The organism is Actinomadura scrupuli, from assembly GCF_050971785.1.
Classification (GTDB): Bacteria; Actinomycetota; Actinomycetes; order Streptosporangiales; family Streptosporangiaceae; genus Actinomadura_E; species Actinomadura_E scrupuli.
In genome coordinates this window covers 612916-629625 of sequence record NZ_JBPCCU010000002.1, presented here as the reverse complement: position 1 = coordinate 629625, position 16710 = coordinate 612916, and the positions used below count along the sequence as shown (strand labels likewise).

At 67.6% G+C, this 16710-nt stretch carries 14 protein-coding genes and 1 pseudogene; 7 read left to right on the top strand and 8 right to left on the bottom strand.

Annotated elements, in window-relative coordinates:
• Positions 1–44: 44 nt before the first annotated feature.
• Positions 45–959 (bottom strand): alcohol dehydrogenase catalytic domain-containing protein, encoded by a 915-nt coding sequence (locus ACRYCC_RS10620; protein ID WP_433810770.1) that lies wholly within the window; start codon positions 957–959, stop codon positions 45–47.
• A gap of 231 nt (positions 960–1190) precedes the next feature.
• Here ACRYCC_RS10620 and ACRYCC_RS10615 point away from each other — a divergent pair, with 231 nt between their 5' ends.
• On the top strand, positions 1191–1760 hold the full coding sequence (locus tag ACRYCC_RS10615; RefSeq protein ID WP_433810768.1) for a TetR/AcrR family transcriptional regulator: 570 nt from the start codon (positions 1191–1193) through the stop codon (positions 1758–1760).
• Between the two features lie 233 nt (positions 1761–1993).
• On the opposite strand, the gene ACRYCC_RS10610 is transcribed toward ACRYCC_RS10615, so the two are convergent.
• Positions 1994–2578 (bottom strand): MarR family winged helix-turn-helix transcriptional regulator, encoded by a 585-nt coding sequence (locus ACRYCC_RS10610; RefSeq protein ID WP_433810767.1) that lies wholly within the window; start codon positions 2576–2578, stop codon positions 1994–1996.
• An 82-nt stretch (positions 2579–2660) separates the two neighbouring features.
• On the opposite strand from ACRYCC_RS10610, the gene ACRYCC_RS10605 reads away from it, so the two are divergent.
• The 3 genes from ACRYCC_RS10605 (at position 2661) to ACRYCC_RS10595 (ending at position 4227) form a co-directional block, all read left to right on the top strand.
• On the top strand, positions 2661–3185 hold the full coding sequence (locus ACRYCC_RS10605; RefSeq protein ID WP_433810765.1) for a cupin domain-containing protein: 525 nt from the start codon (positions 2661–2663) through the stop codon (positions 3183–3185).
• A 54-nt stretch (positions 3186–3239) separates the two neighbouring features.
• The gene (locus tag ACRYCC_RS10600; protein WP_433810763.1) at positions 3240–3788 is read left to right on the top strand and encodes a dihydrofolate reductase family protein; all 549 of its coding nucleotides are present in this window, start codon (positions 3240–3242) and stop codon (positions 3786–3788) included.
• Positions 3789–3882: 94 nt separating this feature from the next.
• A complete protein-coding gene (locus ACRYCC_RS10595) occupies positions 3883–4227 on the top strand; it encodes a DUF1801 domain-containing protein (RefSeq protein WP_433810761.1) in 345 nt (114 codons plus the stop codon).
• A gap of 181 nt (positions 4228–4408) precedes the next feature.
• Here the strand turns inward: ACRYCC_RS10595 and ACRYCC_RS10590 are convergent, their stop codons facing one another.
• The 3 genes and pseudogenes from ACRYCC_RS10590 to ACRYCC_RS10580 form a co-directional block, all read right to left on the bottom strand.
• On the bottom strand, positions 4409–5107 hold the full coding sequence (locus ACRYCC_RS10590) for a Crp/Fnr family transcriptional regulator (RefSeq protein ID WP_433810760.1): 699 nt from the start codon (positions 5105–5107) through the stop codon (positions 4409–4411).
• A pseudogene (locus ACRYCC_RS10585) lies at positions 5104–5316 on the bottom strand (hypothetical protein); the annotation flags it as partial. The gene ACRYCC_RS10590 and the pseudogene ACRYCC_RS10585, both read right to left, overlap by 4 nt.
• 424 nt (positions 5317–5740) lie before the next feature.
• Positions 5741–6364 carry a DUF6000 family protein gene (locus ACRYCC_RS10580; RefSeq protein ID WP_433810758.1) on the bottom strand — a complete coding sequence of 208 codons (624 nt, stop codon included), beginning with the start codon at positions 6362–6364 and terminating at the stop codon, positions 5741–5743.
• A 176-nt stretch (positions 6365–6540) separates the two neighbouring features.
• On the opposite strand from ACRYCC_RS10580, the gene ACRYCC_RS10575 reads away from it, so the two are divergent.
• Both ACRYCC_RS10575 and ACRYCC_RS10570 read left to right on the top strand, forming a co-directional pair.
• Complete coding sequence (locus ACRYCC_RS10575) at positions 6541–7215, top strand: site-specific integrase (RefSeq protein WP_433810756.1); 675 nt, start codon at positions 6541–6543, stop codon at positions 7213–7215.
• Positions 7212–7400: a hypothetical protein gene (locus tag ACRYCC_RS10570; RefSeq protein WP_433810755.1), complete on the top strand. Its 189-nt coding sequence runs from the start codon at positions 7212–7214 to the stop codon at positions 7398–7400. The genes ACRYCC_RS10575 and ACRYCC_RS10570 overlap by 4 nt, the downstream gene beginning before the upstream one ends.
• A 340-nt stretch (positions 7401–7740) precedes the next feature.
• Here the strand turns inward: ACRYCC_RS10570 and ACRYCC_RS10565 are convergent, their stop codons facing one another.
• From ACRYCC_RS10565 to ACRYCC_RS10555, 3 genes are read right to left on the bottom strand one after another with little or no spacing between them, the layout of a single operon-like run.
• The gene (locus ACRYCC_RS10565; protein ID WP_433810753.1) at positions 7741–13233 is read right to left on the bottom strand and encodes a P-loop NTPase; all 5493 of its coding nucleotides are present in this window, start codon (positions 13231–13233) and stop codon (positions 7741–7743) included.
• 21 nt (positions 13234–13254) lie between these two features.
• A complete protein-coding gene (locus tag ACRYCC_RS10560; protein ID WP_433810751.1) occupies positions 13255–13572 on the bottom strand; it encodes a trypco2 family protein in 318 nt (105 codons plus the stop codon).
• Positions 13573–13601: 29 nt separating this feature from the next.
• Positions 13602–14789 carry a J domain-containing protein gene (locus ACRYCC_RS10555; RefSeq protein ID WP_433810749.1) on the bottom strand — a complete coding sequence of 396 codons (1188 nt, stop codon included), beginning with the start codon at positions 14787–14789 and terminating at the stop codon, positions 13602–13604.
• A gap of 296 nt (positions 14790–15085) precedes the next feature.
• Here ACRYCC_RS10555 and ACRYCC_RS10550 point away from each other — a divergent pair, with 296 nt between their 5' ends.
• Positions 15086–16537, top strand: coding sequence for a helix-turn-helix domain-containing protein (locus tag ACRYCC_RS10550; protein WP_433810747.1), 1452 nt, complete (start codon positions 15086–15088; stop codon positions 16535–16537).
• Positions 16538–16710 lie beyond the last annotated feature (173 nt).

Below are 16710 nucleotides of genomic sequence, written 5' to 3'. Positions count from 1 at the left end.
GCATTCTCCCTTGAAGCAAAACGATCGGCGTACTGAGTCGCCGACTACCGGGTGAGCACCCATCGGCCGCGGTGTCCGCCGGCGCGGAAGGTGCGGTAGGCGTGCGCGGCCTCCCCCAGGGGCACCGTGCCGGCCCGGCGCGGTTCCAGGACTCCCCGGGCGGTCAGCGCGAGCGTTTCGCGTAGGAGGGTGCCGTCGGGGACCACCACCGCAGAGGTGACGGTGATGCCGCGTTCGGAGGCGGGTTCGAGGCCGGGGAAGACCCCCACGTAGGCTCCGTGGTCGCGGACCGGCCGCAGGGCCGTCTCGTTCAGCAGGGCGGTGTCCAGCACCGCGTCGAAGTCGCCCGCCCCGTCGAGGGTCGTGCGCGTCTCCGCGGCTCCGGCCCTGGTCAGGAAGGCGTCGTCGGCCGCGCGGGCGAGTCCGGTGACCTTCCAGCCGCCGTGTGCGGCCAGAGCCACCGCGTAACCGCCGACCCCGCCCGCGGCGCCGGTGACCAGCAGCCGCCGGCCCTGGGACGGGCCGAGCAGGGCGAGCAACTGCGCGGCGGTCAGCGAATTGAGCGGAACGGTGGCCGCGTCCAGTAGCTCGACCCCGTCCGGGACCGGCGCCGCGTCGGCGGCCGGGACGATCACGTACTCGGCGGCCGTGCCCGCGGCGGCGTGCGGAGCGTGCGGGAAGGTGAGCGCCGCGACCTGCGTGCCCACGGCGAAGCCGCGGACACCGGGCCCCACCATGTCGACGACACCCGCCACGTCCAGCCCCAGGCCGAGGCGCGGCGCCTGACGCCCTGCCCTGGCCTCACCGTGCGAGGCATCGATGATGTGAAGATCGGCCGCGTTGATCGCGGCTCCGGCCATCCTGATGCGGATCTGCCCCGCCGCGGGCTGCGGATCGGGCAGATCCACCACTTCCACCTCATCGTCCGCCCCGGGATGGGCGGGGACGATCGCGCGCATATCAGTGACCTCTTTCTCGTGTGTGCTCATTTCGGCCGTACGGTCCGGCCCGCTCTCCGGCCGGCGTGCTGCAGTCGCCTCTGCCGCAGCTTCTCTTGACAGCCAGGTGCCGAAGCCCGGAAGCTCTCAGCTCGATGGGTATGCTGGTCAACAGGGCGGAGCACCGCTCCGTAGCTGCCCTTCGGAGAATACGGAGCGCCGCTCCGTAGGTCAAACCGTGAGGAGACGCAGGTGGCCGGCACATCCCGAGCCGACGTACTACGCAACCGGGAACGGCTCCTGGCCGCGGCCCGCGAGGCGTTCGCCACCGACGGAACGGATGCGTCCCTGCGCGATGTCGCTCGGCAGGCGGGAGTGGGGATCGGCACGCTCTACCGGCACTTCCCCACCCGCGAGGCCCTGCTCGAAGCCACCCTCAACAGCAACTTCGACACGATGCGCGAGCACGCCGAGCAACTGCTCGACTCGCCGTCGCACACGCCGCACGAGGCGCTGCTGACGTGGCTGAACGACCTGGCCGCCGGCACCCGCACCTATCAGGGACTACCGCAATCGATCATGGCGGCACTGGCCGAGGAGAGCTCCGAACTGCACGTCTCCTGCGCCGCCATGCGGGCCTCCGGCGCACGGCTGCTGGAACGCGCGCAGGAGGCCGGGCAGGTACGCGCCGACATCACCGTCTACGAGGTGATCGCGCTCGCCCTCGGCCTGGCCTGGGCGGCGCAGCAGCCGGGCGGCCCCTCCGACCTGATGGAACGCCTGCTCTCCACGGCGATGTACGGACTGGCGGCGCACCGGTAGCGGCGACAGGCTTGCGCGCGTGGCTTATCGGCGTCCAAACGCGCTGCGGCGCAACACACGTTGACCCGCCCCGCGAACAGTCTTGAACGCGCGCAACGGCATCGCACCGGGGGTGCGTGAGGCGGTGGCCGAGGCACTGCCGCCGGACACGATCGCCGATCTGGACCGATCAGACCCAGGGCCGGGAGGGCCGAAGTCGCGGCGCGCCAGGCGGAGGAGGCCGTTGCGGGACTTCATCGAGCAGGGGCGGTCAGGTGGTGCAGGAGTTTGCGCGCCAGGGCGTCCAGGGCGGTCAGTTCTTGGGGCGTGAGGCCGGCCAGCAGGGTGGTGACGTTGGCGGTGTGCTTCGTCATGGCGGCGTCGACGGTGGCGTAGCCCTGTTCGGTGAGGCGGATCTGGAAGCTGCGCCGGTCGGTGCGGTCCAGGGAGCGTTCGATCATTCCGGCGGATTCCAGCCGGTCCAGCCGGTTGGTCATCCCTGCTCGGGAGAGCATCAGCTGGTCGGACAGGCGCGAGGGGCTGAGGGTGTACGGGGCGCCTGAGCGGCGCAGCGCTGCCAGGACGTCGAACTCGCCGCGTTGCAGGTCGAACTCGGTGAACACCTGCTCCTGGGCGGGGCCAAGGAGCAGGTTCACGCGGCCCAGCCGGCCGACTACCGCGATCGCGGCCAGGTCCAGGTCCGGGCGTTCCCGCTGCCAGGCGGCGACCACCACGTCCACCGCGTCCGGGGCGGCGGCCGGATTGTTCACGCGCGTGCCGGCAGCAGTGCCGGGTGAGGTGGAAGCAGGGGTGTGGTCGTGCGTGTCTGCGGCGCTCATGCCCTCATTGTAGTTCGAGGTCAGATACAAGTACCACCGTATAGTTTGACGCCGTACTATCAGACGTGTAATCATCTCCGGCATGAGCGAAACACACCCGCCGGGGACGCCCCCGGACGAGCAGCCCGGTTTCAGTCCCCTGGTGATACGCCGGCAGGACGCCGAGCTCCTCGGCGCCGGGTCGGACACCATCGCGCTACTGGCCGACGCGTCGGCCACCGGTGGCCTGCTGGGAACCAGTCGCACCACCTTGGGGCGAGGCAGGGACGGCGCGACCCCGCACTATCACCGCGGCTCGGCCGAGTTGTTCTTCGTCCTGGACGGACGGCTGCAGGTCCTGGCGGGCGAGGAGGTGGTGGAGGTCGCGGCCGGCGACACCCTCGTGGTCCCGCCGCACACCGTCCACGCCTTCGCGGCCGCTCCCGGGTCAGGCGCCGACGTGCTGATCGTGATCACCCCGGGCGTGGAGCGGTTCGCCTACTTCCGCCTGCTGGAACGCATCCGCCACGGCCACGCCGACCCCCAGGATCTGCTGGCGGTCCAAGACCGCTTCGACACCCACTTCGTCGACAGCACCCCCTGGCGCCGGACTCGCGCAGCCGCCTGACCGCACCCCCACCCTTTTCCGGCACCTGGTTGCACCCACTCCTAGGGAGACATCATGCGAAAGATCATCGCTTCGACCTACGCCACCCTCGACGGCTTCATCGACAACCCGCACCTGTGGTCCATGCAGCACAACAGCGAGGACGCCATGGCGTACGCCCTGAACCTCACGCTCGGCTGCGACGCGCTTCTGCTCGGCCGCGTCACCTACGAAGGCATGGCCCAGGCATGGCCGGCCATGGGCGGCAACCCCTACGCCGACCACGTCAACAGCATCGCCAAGTACGCCGTGTCCTCCACCCTCGAAAAGCCGGCCGCGTGGGACAACTCCCACCTCATCCCGGGCGACAAGCTCGTCGAAACCGTGACCGCGCTGAAATCCGAAGACGGCAGGGACATCCTCATCTGGGGCAATGGCCGACTCACCGACGATCTGGCCGAGCACGGGCTCCTGGACGAGTACAAGGTCTGGATCTACCCCGTCATCAAAGGCGGCGGCGAGACCCTCTTCCGCCCCGACAGCGCCAGCACCGTCGAACTCGTCGACAGCACCACATTCACATCGGGCGTCGTCGTCCTGACCTACCGCCCCACGCACCCCTGAGACGAGCCGGCCGTGTCCTGACGACACCCGACTGGTCGACGTTCAACGGTCTGGATAGACCATCATTTTCGGCAACGACGTGAAGGAGAACACCATGAATGACGAGGTCACCCAGTACATCAACAAGGCACAGCCCTGGCAGATCGAGGTGTGCGAGAAACTACGTACGATGGTCGGCCAGACCATTCCCGATGTCGAGGAGCGGCTCCAGTACGGCAAGCCGCACTACCTCAAGAACGGGCACTTCGCGGCCGTCATCGCGGTGGGCAAGGACAAGATCTCGTTCATGGTGTTCAACGCGGCGGGAATTCCGGAGGTCAAGGGATTTCTTCGGGCCTTGGGCAACGGTGACCGCAAAGCCGTCGACATCAGAGAAGGGCAGACCGTCGACTACGGTGCACTCGCCAGCATCCTGAAAGAGACGGCGACCGCCCTGTAGCTGCCAGGGTGCGTGCCGTGCAGGGTCTGGTCCTGGCACCGCGAGCGCAGGCGGCGGCCGTGTCTGCTGCTCCCGGGCCACCGAGTCGCTCACGATCCTGCTGTACGCAGACGATGTCCCCGCAGCCCTACAACAGTCCCCACTCGCCGCCACCGGGCAAGAGGGACGCCCCGAGTCTGGTCTACCAGAGAGCCGCGTCGTCGGCCCACGCCCGCAGCCGCGCCGGGTCCAGGATGCCGATGTTGCGGTAGCGGGTACGGACGAGGCCTCGTTCCCGGAGTTCGCGTAGGGCTTTGGTGATGGAGTCGGGCCCCGCGCCGATGATCGAGCCGAGTTCGTCCTGGCTGATCCTGACCCCGAGATCCCAGGTTCCGGAGCCGTCGTCGGACCCGTATCGGTCGGCGAGTTGCACGAGTAGTCCCGCCAGGCGGACGGTGGTGGTGTAGGCGAAGAAGTCCAGCCGCCGCTGATTCGCCCAGTCCAGCCGGTCCGAGAGCATCTGCGCCACGGCCGCCCATGCTTCTGGGTAGTCACCCAGGTAGGCGTAGAGCTCATCCCCCGGGATCGTCATGGTGAGCGTCTGACGGCAGGTGGTGAGGGTCGCGGGTTGGTTTCGCCCAAATAGCGCCGCTTCGCCCACGAGGTCTCCACCGACCCGGATGCCCTGGAGCATCACCGCACCGTTCATGGAGTCCTTGGTCTCTTTGACCGTGCCCTGGAGGAGGAGGTGCACCACGGGGGCGATCTCCCCCTGCCTCACCAGGATGGATCCGTCCGGGTACGTCCTGTGCACGCCACAGCGCAGCAGACCTTCGCGGACCGATTCGGGGAGCCCGCCCAGCAGGGTCCCCGAAGGCCAGATCGACCCAGGTGAGGTCATTTGTGCTTGCTCGCCCGGCCGTGCAGCGCGAGCAGGACCGCGGGCAGGACGGCCACCACTGTGGCCATGGCCGACAGCACGACGGCCAGCTGCGGACCCGAGCTGGAGCGCAGCATGTAGACGACGGAGCCCAGGAGGGCGAAGAGGGCCAGAGCGATCACGACTCCGGCAACGATCAATACGCGGTCCGACTGACGCATGGGGGAGGCGTCTCCTTCGGGTCTGCGGCTGGGACGTGGACTGGTCGTCGCAGCCGACCCTGCGGAGGAGTGAAGAGGGTGGAAGCCTCACCTACGCCGCCGACGGCGATCTACTTCGAAACGCTACAAGCCGGACCGCGAGTTAGCCAGAGAAGTACGGTGAGATCTCGTAATAATACGGGATCTCTGGCGCCCGGCTCTGCTAGGGAGGGAGCAGGCGTACGGGTCTCTGGCTGGGACGTGGCGCCGGACAGAAGGCGGTGTCCCGGAGGTGGAAGCCTGGGAGCCCGCCTTTTGTCATCTTCCGGGGCTGATCTCATATGTCCGTCGAACCGGATCAAGCCCACGGTCTGCGGCACCTCTCGGGCGCCAACAATGGCCACACATGACTCCGAGACCAACGGCTTGGGGTATCTACAGAGACTGTTCCCTGTCACCTGAGGCCGAGGTGCACGAGCCGATCGGCGAAGTTGCAGAGTTCTGCGGTTCTGAGCTGGCACCCAGTGGGATCGCGGTCTGCGAAGGCGGACTGGTGCCAGGATCCACCTGGGGCGAGGAACCGCTCCGCATGGTCGGTGCCGAGCTTGTCATCGAGGTAGAGCAGCGCACCGATGGCCCAGTCCTGGTCGTAGTGGCAGTCGGCCCTCGGCAGGTGCCGGTCGAGATAGGCGACGAGGATCTCGGCGTCCTCGGGCTGTCCGAAGCGGGCGAGAGCGAAGCAGTATCCCTGTCCGGCATAGATGAGGTTGCTTGCGAGAAGCAGCTCGCCGAGGGTCTGCCGGTACTGGGTGCGTTGGTCGAGGCCGATGAGCCATGCGGCGGTGAGCCGGGAACGCCATTCCGTGGACAGCAACTTGGCAAGGTCAGTGTCGCTGATCTCGCGGGCGTCCTCGGCCAGCGCTGTCTCGAAGCCGGCCTGCTCAGATCCGTAATCGCACAGAAGGTTGGCGTTCAGGAGGCTCGTGTAGCGCGCCCTGATCGGGTCGTCGACAGCCCAGATCACATAGCGGCCTATGGTGTCGACGATCTCCGGGTCGTTGGGCAGGCGGATGTCCATGCGGACATTCTGTCCCCGGCTGTGAGGCGTTGGTCAACCGGTGCGTCGGCCGACGGTGTCTCTACCGGTGGATGGTGGAGAAATGCAGTTGCCGTCGGCTGGGTAGTGGGTTGCGGCGGCGCGGACCGAGAATCCGAATCGGCAAGAAGAAACTCAAGGATCTTCGCGCCGACGACGTGGACGAGTGGCTCGACGGCCTCACCGATAAACTGTCCACCCGGACCCTGCAAGGGGTCCCCGCGATCCTCAAGCGGTCCATCCGGCAGGCTCAGGCACGTGACAAGGTGCTCCGCAACGTGGCCGCACTCGTCACCACGCCCAAGGGCAGGGCCGGCAGGCCGAGCAAGGCCCTGACGCTCGACCAGGCCAAAGCCGTACTGCAACACGCCAAGGCATCACGGCTGAACGCCTACGTCGTGCTCAGCCTGATGACCGGCATCCGCACCGAGGAGGCTCGCGCTCTTCGGTGGCATCACGTCGTCGCATGGGTCAACGACGAGGTCGGATGGCGACCGGTCACCGAAGTCGGGTTCCGACACACAAGGTTCGCCGTCTACGTCTGGCGCTCCGTACGGGCAGGAGGCGACACCAAGACCAAGAAATCCCGCCGCACGCTGGAGCTACCAGCAGAAGCGGCGAGAGCCCTCACGAAGCACCGCAAGCGCCAAGGCATCCAACGAGTCCGGACCGGGGAGGCATGGCAGGAACACGGCCTCGTGTTCTGCTCCCAGGTCGGAACACCCCTCGACGCACACAACGTGCGCCGAACGTTCAAGTCCATCACCAAGAGCGCGGGAATCGGCGAAGACTGGATCCCCCGCGAACTCCGCCACTCGTTCGATCGATCATGAGTGACAACGGCGTACCCGTCGAGACCATCGCCGATCTCGTCGGGCACGCGGGCACCTACGTCACAGAGAAGATCTACCGGCACCAACTCAAGCCCGTCATCACCAAAGGTGCCGAGACCATGAACACCATCTTCGGGTCGAGCCCGTCCGCCCCAACCGGCGAACAGTCCGTCAAGTCCGCGTGACGATGGCTCCCCGTTTGGCTCTTATCGGCCAACAAGATCGAAAAAGGGTTCCGGATGATCTCCGGAACCCTTCCTCACCAGCATGAACTCGGTGGAGATGAGGGGATTCGAACCCCTGACCCCTTCGATGCGAACAGCCGCCGGACACCCTCGCGACCTGGGGATTCAGAATCGTCGCAGGCCAAGGGCCTCCGTTGAGCGCCGTTCGGAGCCGTCCAGAGCCCTCCAGGTCAAAGATCATCTCCCAACCGTCTCCCAAGAGCGATCAAGAACCACTCCACAGTCCGCTGTCTTCGGATCACAATTTCATCGATAGTGCCATGGCCCCTCATTGGGCGCGCTATCGGGTGCGAGTTTCTCGTCGGAGAAGAATGATCTCTTGGCCACAGGCCACTGCCAGCAAGCCATTGTCGTTCACCGCCAGACCATTGATCCTTCCGGGGAAATGCAACTGCTCCAAGCGTTCACGGGAAAGAAGGTCAAATATCGCGACAGTGCCGTCTCTTGCTCCGCTGAATACGGTCGGCCTCCCTCCGATCTGGGAACAGGCCAAGGCGAGCACGCCACCGGGGTGGGCCAGAGGCGGGTCGGAACGCCGCTGAGCAGCGAGATCCACTACCCAGGCTCCATCTGAGGATTCGCCTGCGATCAAGACGAAGGGAGCGGACCCCGAGGAGATTGTCGCCAGGACACTGTTCAATGGCGCGGGAACTTCGATGTTCACCAGGCGAGTCCCAGTCGCGAGATCCCAGCAGGCCAGGCCCTCGCCATCATGGGGCGCGATGATGATCGGGCGATCCTCCACCGTGGCTGTGGTCACACCGGTCAGGTCACGCAGGCCGTTGTCTCGGTCCGGTTCGATGAGCCCGAAGGGAGTGCAGTCGTCGAGCCACCAGACGCGGATGCCGTCGCCGGCGTAGCTGGCGAACCTGGCACAGGTGACGCCCATCGGTCGGCCGTCCAAGGTCGTACAGGATGCGTGTGAGATGACGTTCTTGTGTCCGGCCATGCTCCCGACCCGGGAGAGGGTGTCCAGATCGAACACCCAGACAAGATCTTCAATGCCGTTCTCGCCTCCATCCCCGGCGACGAGAGCGAAATACCGTCCCCGCGCCTGAGTACACGCGATGACGTTCGGCATGACCGTGAGCTGATCGAAGAGACGGGCCAGCGGTTCTCCGGTCAGGGCGTCCCAGACCTGGACCGCGCCGTCTCGGCTGCCGCTGATCACACGTGGCCGGTCGGGTGCACCGCCGATCGCCACCGCGTCGATGGGCCGTTCATGGCCTGGTCGCTGCGGCGTTCGCGGTGCTTCCAACATGGTGAGATCCCAGGTTCGGATCACGCCGGCCCGGTCTCCGCTGATCACGAGCGGCACTCCGCCCGCTTCCGCGTATGTCAGGGCATCGACGGCTGCGCTGTGGCCGGCCAATGGCGCACCGAGGGGCTCGCCGTCACACAGCGACCAGACCCGGAGCGTGCCGTTCTCGTCGCTGGTAACGGCGATGGGGCTGCCGTCCATCTCACCGCACGCGAGTCCTGAGAGGTGGCTCGGGTGGGCGTTGATGCGCCAGTTGAGCACCTCCGCGGTTTCCAGGTCCCAGCTGGCCAGGATTCGCTGCTCACTGCATACGACCACGATCGGTAGTCCCGCGAGCTCGGCGGTGGCCAGGCCCATGACATAGGTGTGCACGGAGAAGGCCATGGGCTGCTGCGGTATCGGTCGCAGGGTGACCAGGTCGCGAATGGTGACAGGGGAGTGCCCGCCCCCGTGAATCAGTACCGTACGGCCGTTCAGTTCGGTGATCGCCAATCGCATGATCGAGCGATCACTCACCTCGGCGGAGTCGCCGATGGCGACCCGTCGTCTGAGGTCCCACTTGGTCAGTTCCCCGCTGCTGGTGCAAATGACGGCGAGGGGAACGTCGTCCACGATGGCGCAGCGGATCGACATGACGCCTTGTCCGCATCGTGTCAGCGGCTCTCCCCCTGACCGGGAAGCCGACAGGTCCCAGATCCGCACGGTGCCGTCGTAGTAGCCGCAGACGGCCACGGGGCGGCCATCGATGGTGGTGACGTCCACGTCGACCACCGATGCGAGGTCGCCGCGCGGAATGCGGGTGTCGTGGTACCGCTCATCGTGGATCATCAGGGATCCGACCAGCGCCGTGCTCTCCAGGTCGACGATGCCCAGCGCGCCGTCCATCCGACCTACCACTACGACGGTCCGTCCGTTGAGCTCGGTGGCCGTCATTGCGGTGATGCCGCTGCCCATGCTCATCGAGGAACGCAGCGCCAGGCCGGTCTGCTGTCCGCTGGCCCACAGCACCTGCCAGTTCGAATGTTTGCCGTTGAGTCTGGCCAGCAGTGAGGCGGCCCCATATCTCGCTGCATCGACGGTGAGAAGCGTGCGTCGTTCTTCAGGACGTAGTGCGCGGTGCTGTGCGGCTGAGGCTCGGTACACCGCGGCGGCCAGCCGGGCCTCCTCCGATCGCGCGTGCCGCAGTTCGGGTATCAGGGTGTCGGGGTCGGCATGGGGTAGAAATTCCTCGTCCGTGATGAGCTCATCGGCTCTGTTCGCGATCATGGCATGTTGGATGGCATGCCTGCGGGCATACGGCGTTGAATCCGCCCAAGACGTCCCGGATGGGACCAACCGGTTGAGAACCAGGTTGGCCGAGGTGTCGGCGTAGGCGGGCCCGGCTCCCGGCCATCTGGCGGCGGGCGGATGTGGGCGTATGGCCAGGTGCTCGACAAGCCCTTGGTGGTAGAGCCGGTAGAGCGCCGTTCCGTCGGCTTCCCGGGCGCGCTGGAGATAGAAGCCCGCATCCCGTATCGCCTCGCCGATCTCCTCAGGGTCCGGCGAGGCCGTCCCGGGTGGAGCGAACGCCTGCGCCAGGTCCTCGATCAGGCTGATCGGCATTCCCGCTCCGCGAGCCGGGGCGAGACAGGCCAATGCCGGGCGGAGCCAGACGCTTTCGCTCCTGGACGCAAGATCGAGTTCCAGCATGTCGGCCACGCTCGCGGGAACGGACTCGCCTAGCCTCATCCCCTCGGCGACGGTCGTCGGGAGATCCGTTCTCCTGTCGTTCAATAGGTGGAAGGCGAACATGGCGGCCACCAGGAAGGGGCCCTCCGACTCGCGGGCGAGGGTGGTCGCGGCGGCTCCCGCGATCACCCGGCCTAGTCCGGGGCACTCTGCGGGGTTGTACCGGTCGTCGGTCGACAGCACGCTCGTCAGATATGCGGTGAGGTCGGCACGGAGTTCGTCCTCGGGTACCAGGCTCAGGTCGACGACTCGGCCCGCCGCCCAGTCCAGCAGCGCGGAGAGCCCTGGCCGGGCTCCCAGGAGCAGCCGGCACAGCGGGCCTCCGTCGGAGCGGGAGCCCAGGGCCAGCGGCTGAAGCAGCGTCGTGACCACGGACGAGGCGTCCGGGGATTCGTCGATACCGTCGAGCACCACCAGCGGTGGCTCCGGCAGGTTCCCCAAATGGGTGAGGACCGTTTCGAGATCGGGCGTGGGTTCGCCCAGGCCGATCAGGCCGACCTGGCGTGCCAATGCGGCCCGGATCGCTTCGAGGTCACGGTCGCGCGCGTACAGCGCGACCACGGTCCGCTGTGGTCGAGGGGTGTACGCGGCGCGTGACCAGATCGGCCGGGCCGCCGCGCGCAGTTCAGGGTGGGTCGCGCACATGAGCATCGCGATCAGGGTGGATTTTCCCGAGCCCGCACCGCCGGTCACGACGCGCACCGAATCGCCCGTACGGAGCGGGCCGTCGATCCAGCCGGACAACTCGCGCAGCGGCCTCGTCCGTCCGCAGAAGTACCCGCTGGCCCGCACTGCCCCCGGGCCGCGGCCTCGGGCACGTTCGATGAACTGCGCCGGGTCTGCGAGCGGCTCAAGATCGGGCGGCAGTGTCGCGAGCAGCCTGGTCAGCCCTTCGGCGATGTGCGGCTGGTGCATCGATGCGCGGGCCAGCACGATGGTCGCTCGTTCGACCTGACCGGGAGCCGCCTGGCGAACGATTCGGAACAACAGGTCTCTGTCGTCTTGGGCGACCGTCCCGATGAGGTGCTCGCTGAGCAGGTCCGGTTGCAGCGACCCCCAGAAGGCGGCGCCGGCGGCGCCCTCGGCGGGATACAGGTCACGCAACCAGGTCGCGACCCGTAGGCGCTGGTCATGGCTCTGGTCGTGCAGGCCTGGCACGTGCTCGAGCAGCCGCACTGCCTCACTCTCGCCTGCGCTGCCGCACAGGGCCGCCACGGCGACCGCGAGCCGCTGGGTACGCGGATGGACGGTGACGCCGTGCTCGGGGGCAGTCCTCGTCCAGTAGACCTGTTCGTGATCGAGCACGACATCCTCGGCGGAGGCGGAATCGCCCTTCCTGCTCGGAGAGAGCAGCCGGGCGAGCGCTTCCGTCTGAATCGTGAGCACTGAACCGTATGCGTCGGTGGTCAGGTCAGGAGGCTGCACCGGGGTCGGCTGACAGTCCGGCGTGATCTTGCGCAGCGCGGCACCCAGGTCCTCGACCGCCTCGGCGAAGAACGCCTGTCGATCGTCGGGATCGGCCGCCAGTGGAGAGAGCGGATCGATCTCCGCTGTACCGAGCATGTCGCGCACTGCGGCTTCACCGCTTCGCTTCGTGTTCTCCCACCAGCCGTCGGCCGAGCGTGCGACGAGGAGAACCCGCAGCGGGACGGTGTGCCGGTGACCCTGCGCCGCGCGGATGATCTGCCGCACGGCGTTCGCCCGCTGCTCCGCGTAGTCGATCACGAGCAGAGTGGGAATGTGCAGGTCTGTGAGGTAGGCGCGGAGAGTCTCGGTGCCGGAGTCGCCAAGCCACAGCCCGCTCGTCCAGCCGGAACGCTGCAGCCGGGCGGCCAATTCCCGGGCGAGCCGAGTCTTGCCCGCGCCTCCGGGACCGATGAGCAAGCGTACGGAGACACCGTCACCGTCGCACCAGGCCCGTAGGCGCTCGATTTCGGTGGCGCGCCCGCGGAAGCGGACGATTTCATGGTCTGCGCGGAGCAGACCCGCCACCGAGCCGGGGCGGCGTGGGACGGCAGGCGGTGCCAGCACGTGCGCGAACTCGACCGCCTCCAGGATCGGCTCGGTGTCGTGGTTTCCGCGAATCGCCGTCCGGAATCCGGGCTCGGTGAACAACCGTTCGGTGCGGACGGCCGTCAGCCGGCGGCTTGCCGGCCCGTATCGTCGCCGATCCTCGATCAGCAGGCCGACCACCATTCCCGAACACAGCAGGGCCGCCCCCGACATCCCACTCCACGGCGAGGTCTCTTCGACGCCCGGGGCCCGGGAACCGGACCCCGGTAGGTCGGGTAGGTCCCGCTCGACCGACAGTTGGAAGTGGCCGTCTCTGGACCGGGTGAGCGGGGCGACCTGGGCATGGAGTTCCTCGGTGTCGCGCACGTTGCCGAAGCGCCGCTGTGCCACCGGGAAGCCGGTGCTGTGGCAGTCCATCATCGCCGCGGTGACCGGGCGTCCCCAACGCGCCGCCGGAGGGGTTAGCCGCCCGTCACCGGTGATGTCGGTAATGCGGAGCAAAGCGGCGTCCACGGCGGCGGTCTCACCGTTCAGCGGCCACACGAGCTCGCTGTCCAACCACCGATCGGTGCCCAGGATCCGCACTGTGATCCCACCGTGCGGCCGTATCGGTCCTGCGCTCGTCTGTTCAGCCGTCGGCTCGGCGGCGGGGGCACCCTGAGCCACCACGTGCAGGGCGGTCAGCACCAGACCGTCCCCAACGAGATAGCCCGTCCCGTAGCCAGGATCGCCCTTGGTCGAGACATCCACGACCCGCGAGTCGAAGGGCACGCCGATCTTCCTTCCTCACCGTCAGCCGGGCTGGTATTGCTCGCGGGCGGCGATCTTGGGGGGCAGCCCGGATGTCCTGTCTCTGGGCTTCAAATTGATCTTGAGACGGTGGGTGGTGACCGTGGAGGTGTGCTCCGCGGCCCCGAAGTTGAGGACGTAGACCTTGATCCCGCCGTCGACCTTGGAGTCCTGGGTCACCGCGACGGTCAACTCGAGCTCGATGTCCCCGAGTTCGAATCGGAGTCGCTGATCCGAAGCCTGATGCAGGGCTCGGGTCAGCTCCTCCCGGATCCCGGCTACGACGACCGCGAGTTCGGCCCCCGGCATACGGGCACTCACGTCGCCATCCAGCGCCGGATTCCTCCCCATCAGCGTGTCCATCCCTGCCCGCGCCGGAGCTCGTCAGCCATCTGGGCCATCCTCCCGGCCACGCGTACATCGAGCATGCGTCGCCGCTGGAGGCTCCACCCCGGGGTCCAAGCGCGCCGGTACACGACGGCGATCGCGATCAGGCCGGTCAGGAGCATCACCTGCCCGATGCCTTTGGTGATCGCCGGCAGGCCGAAGAGGGGACCGCCAAAGGCGCAGAACCACCACCAGTACGACCACCACCAGCTTTCGAACAGCCGGAACGTGAACCGCTTGCGGGCGGCCTCATCGACTTCGGCCATCAACTCGTCCAAGCCGGCGCGCACTTGCGGTTCGTCGAACCGAAGCGCCAGCGCCTGGCCTAGTAGCTCGCGCATGGTCTCGACCTCATCGGCCGATGTGATGTAGAAGCGTTCCTCGTCGTGCTCCTTCGGCACCCGATAGGCGGCATGGAACAGCGCGGCTGCGTACGCTCCACCGACCACCGGGTCATCACGGTGACCGGCATGCAGCGGCCGCAGGACCGTCAGCGCCTCGTCGATCCGGCCTATCCGGGTCAGCACCCGGCCGGCCCCGGCGCCCGCGCGGGGGTCGTCGGTCAGCCTGCCCATCGCCTGGAAGGTCGCCAGTGCGTCCCCGACCTCGTCGTGGTCCTCCAGCGCGCACGCAAACCGGAAAATATTCTCTGGATCCCCGGGATCCCGTGCGACGGCCCTACGCGCAGACTCCACAGCCAGTCCATGCTGGCTGGTTTCGGACAGCACGAGGGAGTGCAGTCGCCACGCCTCAGCACTGTCGGAGTCCTGCGCCACTTCGCGCGCACGCTTCCCGGCGGTCTGCAGGTCACCGCGGGCGTACGCGTGCCAGGCGGACTCCAAGCGCTGATCGCCACCTGCTCGGTTCGAAGTAGCGGTCGGCCCAAGCGGCGTGGCCTCCGAGCGGGGCGGTGGCACGGCGAGCCGCCGGTCGCTGTGGTGAGTCCGGTCGTACTCCACCTTGCGTTCTGGGTTGAGCAGTACGAGTCGAGCCTCGCGGATCAAGTCCAGTAGTTGCCCGGCCTGGCGGGCCTTTTCCGGGTCGGCGGAGGCCGCCTCGGCCTTGTACGCCGCCGTCCGGTCTTTGATCCGCTTGTTGATCTCATGGGGTGAGGCATCGGTGGACAGACCGAGCAGTTCGTAGTAGTCCACTCGCCGCTCACCCGCTGCGTCACCCGCGGTTGCCTTGTACATCGTGCTCCCCTGTCGTGTGGTCACGCCGGGTCGGCCGAAAATACGGCCAGGGCGGCATGGAGGTCGAAACCAAGATCGCTATTGCCCCCCCGGGGGTTCGACCGGCCCAGTATCGGGAATGTCGCCACCGACAGACAGGTCGATCTGTACCGTTTTCCCGGACTATTCGGCCCGATGTGGAGTAGCCGGTGGGGGATGCACAGGCCGGGGGCGCCTCTGGACGAGCGGCCAACGGGTGGGACATACCGCGGCGAATGGTCCTGGACCGCTGCCGCAAGGCTCTGGACGCTCGTGGCATCAAGTCCTACGCCGAGATCGCCCGTAGGCTCGGCCTCGACGAGAACACCATCGGAAAAATCTTCAATGGCCGGCGGGCCCAGCGTTTGCAGCCAGAATTCGTCCGAGCCCTCGGCGAACTGGCCGGGTTGCCGGTGCACGAGCTGTTCCGGACCTTGGGATGGTTGCCCCCGCAGGAACCGTTCGCGTCTGAGAGCAGCGATCCCGGACACGACGCGGGCACCGCGCTCTCCGCGCCGCTCGCCGCGGCGAGAGCACTGGAAGATGATCTCGACGGTGAGGGGCGGTTCGAGGTTCGGCTCGCTCCGGTCGATTCCGGTGGACGGTATCGGATGGTCACCAATGTCCTCGCCGAGTTCACGTTGCGCCCGGGCATCGCACCGCTCTCCTATGCCCAGGCCGAGCGGCTGGCCCTGGCTGCCGGCCTGTTGCCCGAGGTGGGCGACTGGCCGGGGGGCACCGACGATCATGCCGCGATCCGACTGGAACTGATGGCCAGGATGCATCGGGCACTGCGCGACGGCCAGGAGTACAGCTGGCAGGGGGACCCGGATCACCGCACCTGGCGGCCGGCGGCGGCTCGCTGGCCCACGCACCTGCTGGTGCAGGACGCCGTCGCCGGACAGCAGATACCCGCCGGCTTGGATCCGTGGAGCTGCGCGGAGCCTCGGACGATCGTGATCATCGGTGGGCGCCACGGCGTCGGACCGGCCGCGGCCCTCCTCGCTGAGGCTCTCGGATGGCAGTTCGTGCTGGTCCGCCCGAATACCAATGTCACCGGCACCGGTGACGTACGAACGGTTCCGGTCGCCAGGGCCGGTGATGTGCGCGCGCTCCCGCCGGACGGCCGCCCGGAACGGATCCACGCGTGGATCCAGGCCGCCCTGCACACCGAACAGGCGCACCGTGAGGGCCGGCCGTGGCGGGCGGTCATCCTGGTCCGCCCCGCGGCCTTCGAGACCCACGAAGGAAGGCTGCATCCGTACGCCGCCGACCTGCTTCGGACGAGCCCGGCTCGGGTGGTGTACGCGCGGCCGCCGTGGGAGTACCTGTACTGGTGGGGCAACCGGGTCGCGAGCGGTCGACACCCGGAACAGGACCACGGTCGGCGCCGGGCCGAACGTCAGTACGCGCGCTACGTCGAGATCGAGAAGGTGCTGAACGACCGGCTGAGTGGAGACGATCTGCTGCTCCGGATCCCCACCCCATACGGCGAACTGCCCGCGCATGTCCCCGAGATCCCCGACGAGGTCGTCGATCAGACGGTGCGGGTCACGTGGGCGGCGACCCGCTGGCTGGCCGAGACGACCGGTGTACCGGTCCTGCCGCGCCCGGGTCGACTGGCGTCGTGGCGGGCGCTCCTCGACAAGGACCCCATCCAGATTCCCCGCCTGACAGAGCTCGGCTGACAACTCAGTCACCGTCCTCCTCACCACCACAGCAGTGTCGATCATCATCCGAAGGGTCGACACAGATGATCATCTTGCTCCCTCCCGAATTGCGCCTCCATCGAGTGGTTCAAGCACAGACCGAGCTAGGAGTGGAGGAAAGGGTGTCGGCAATCGCCGTACAAGCCCGTACA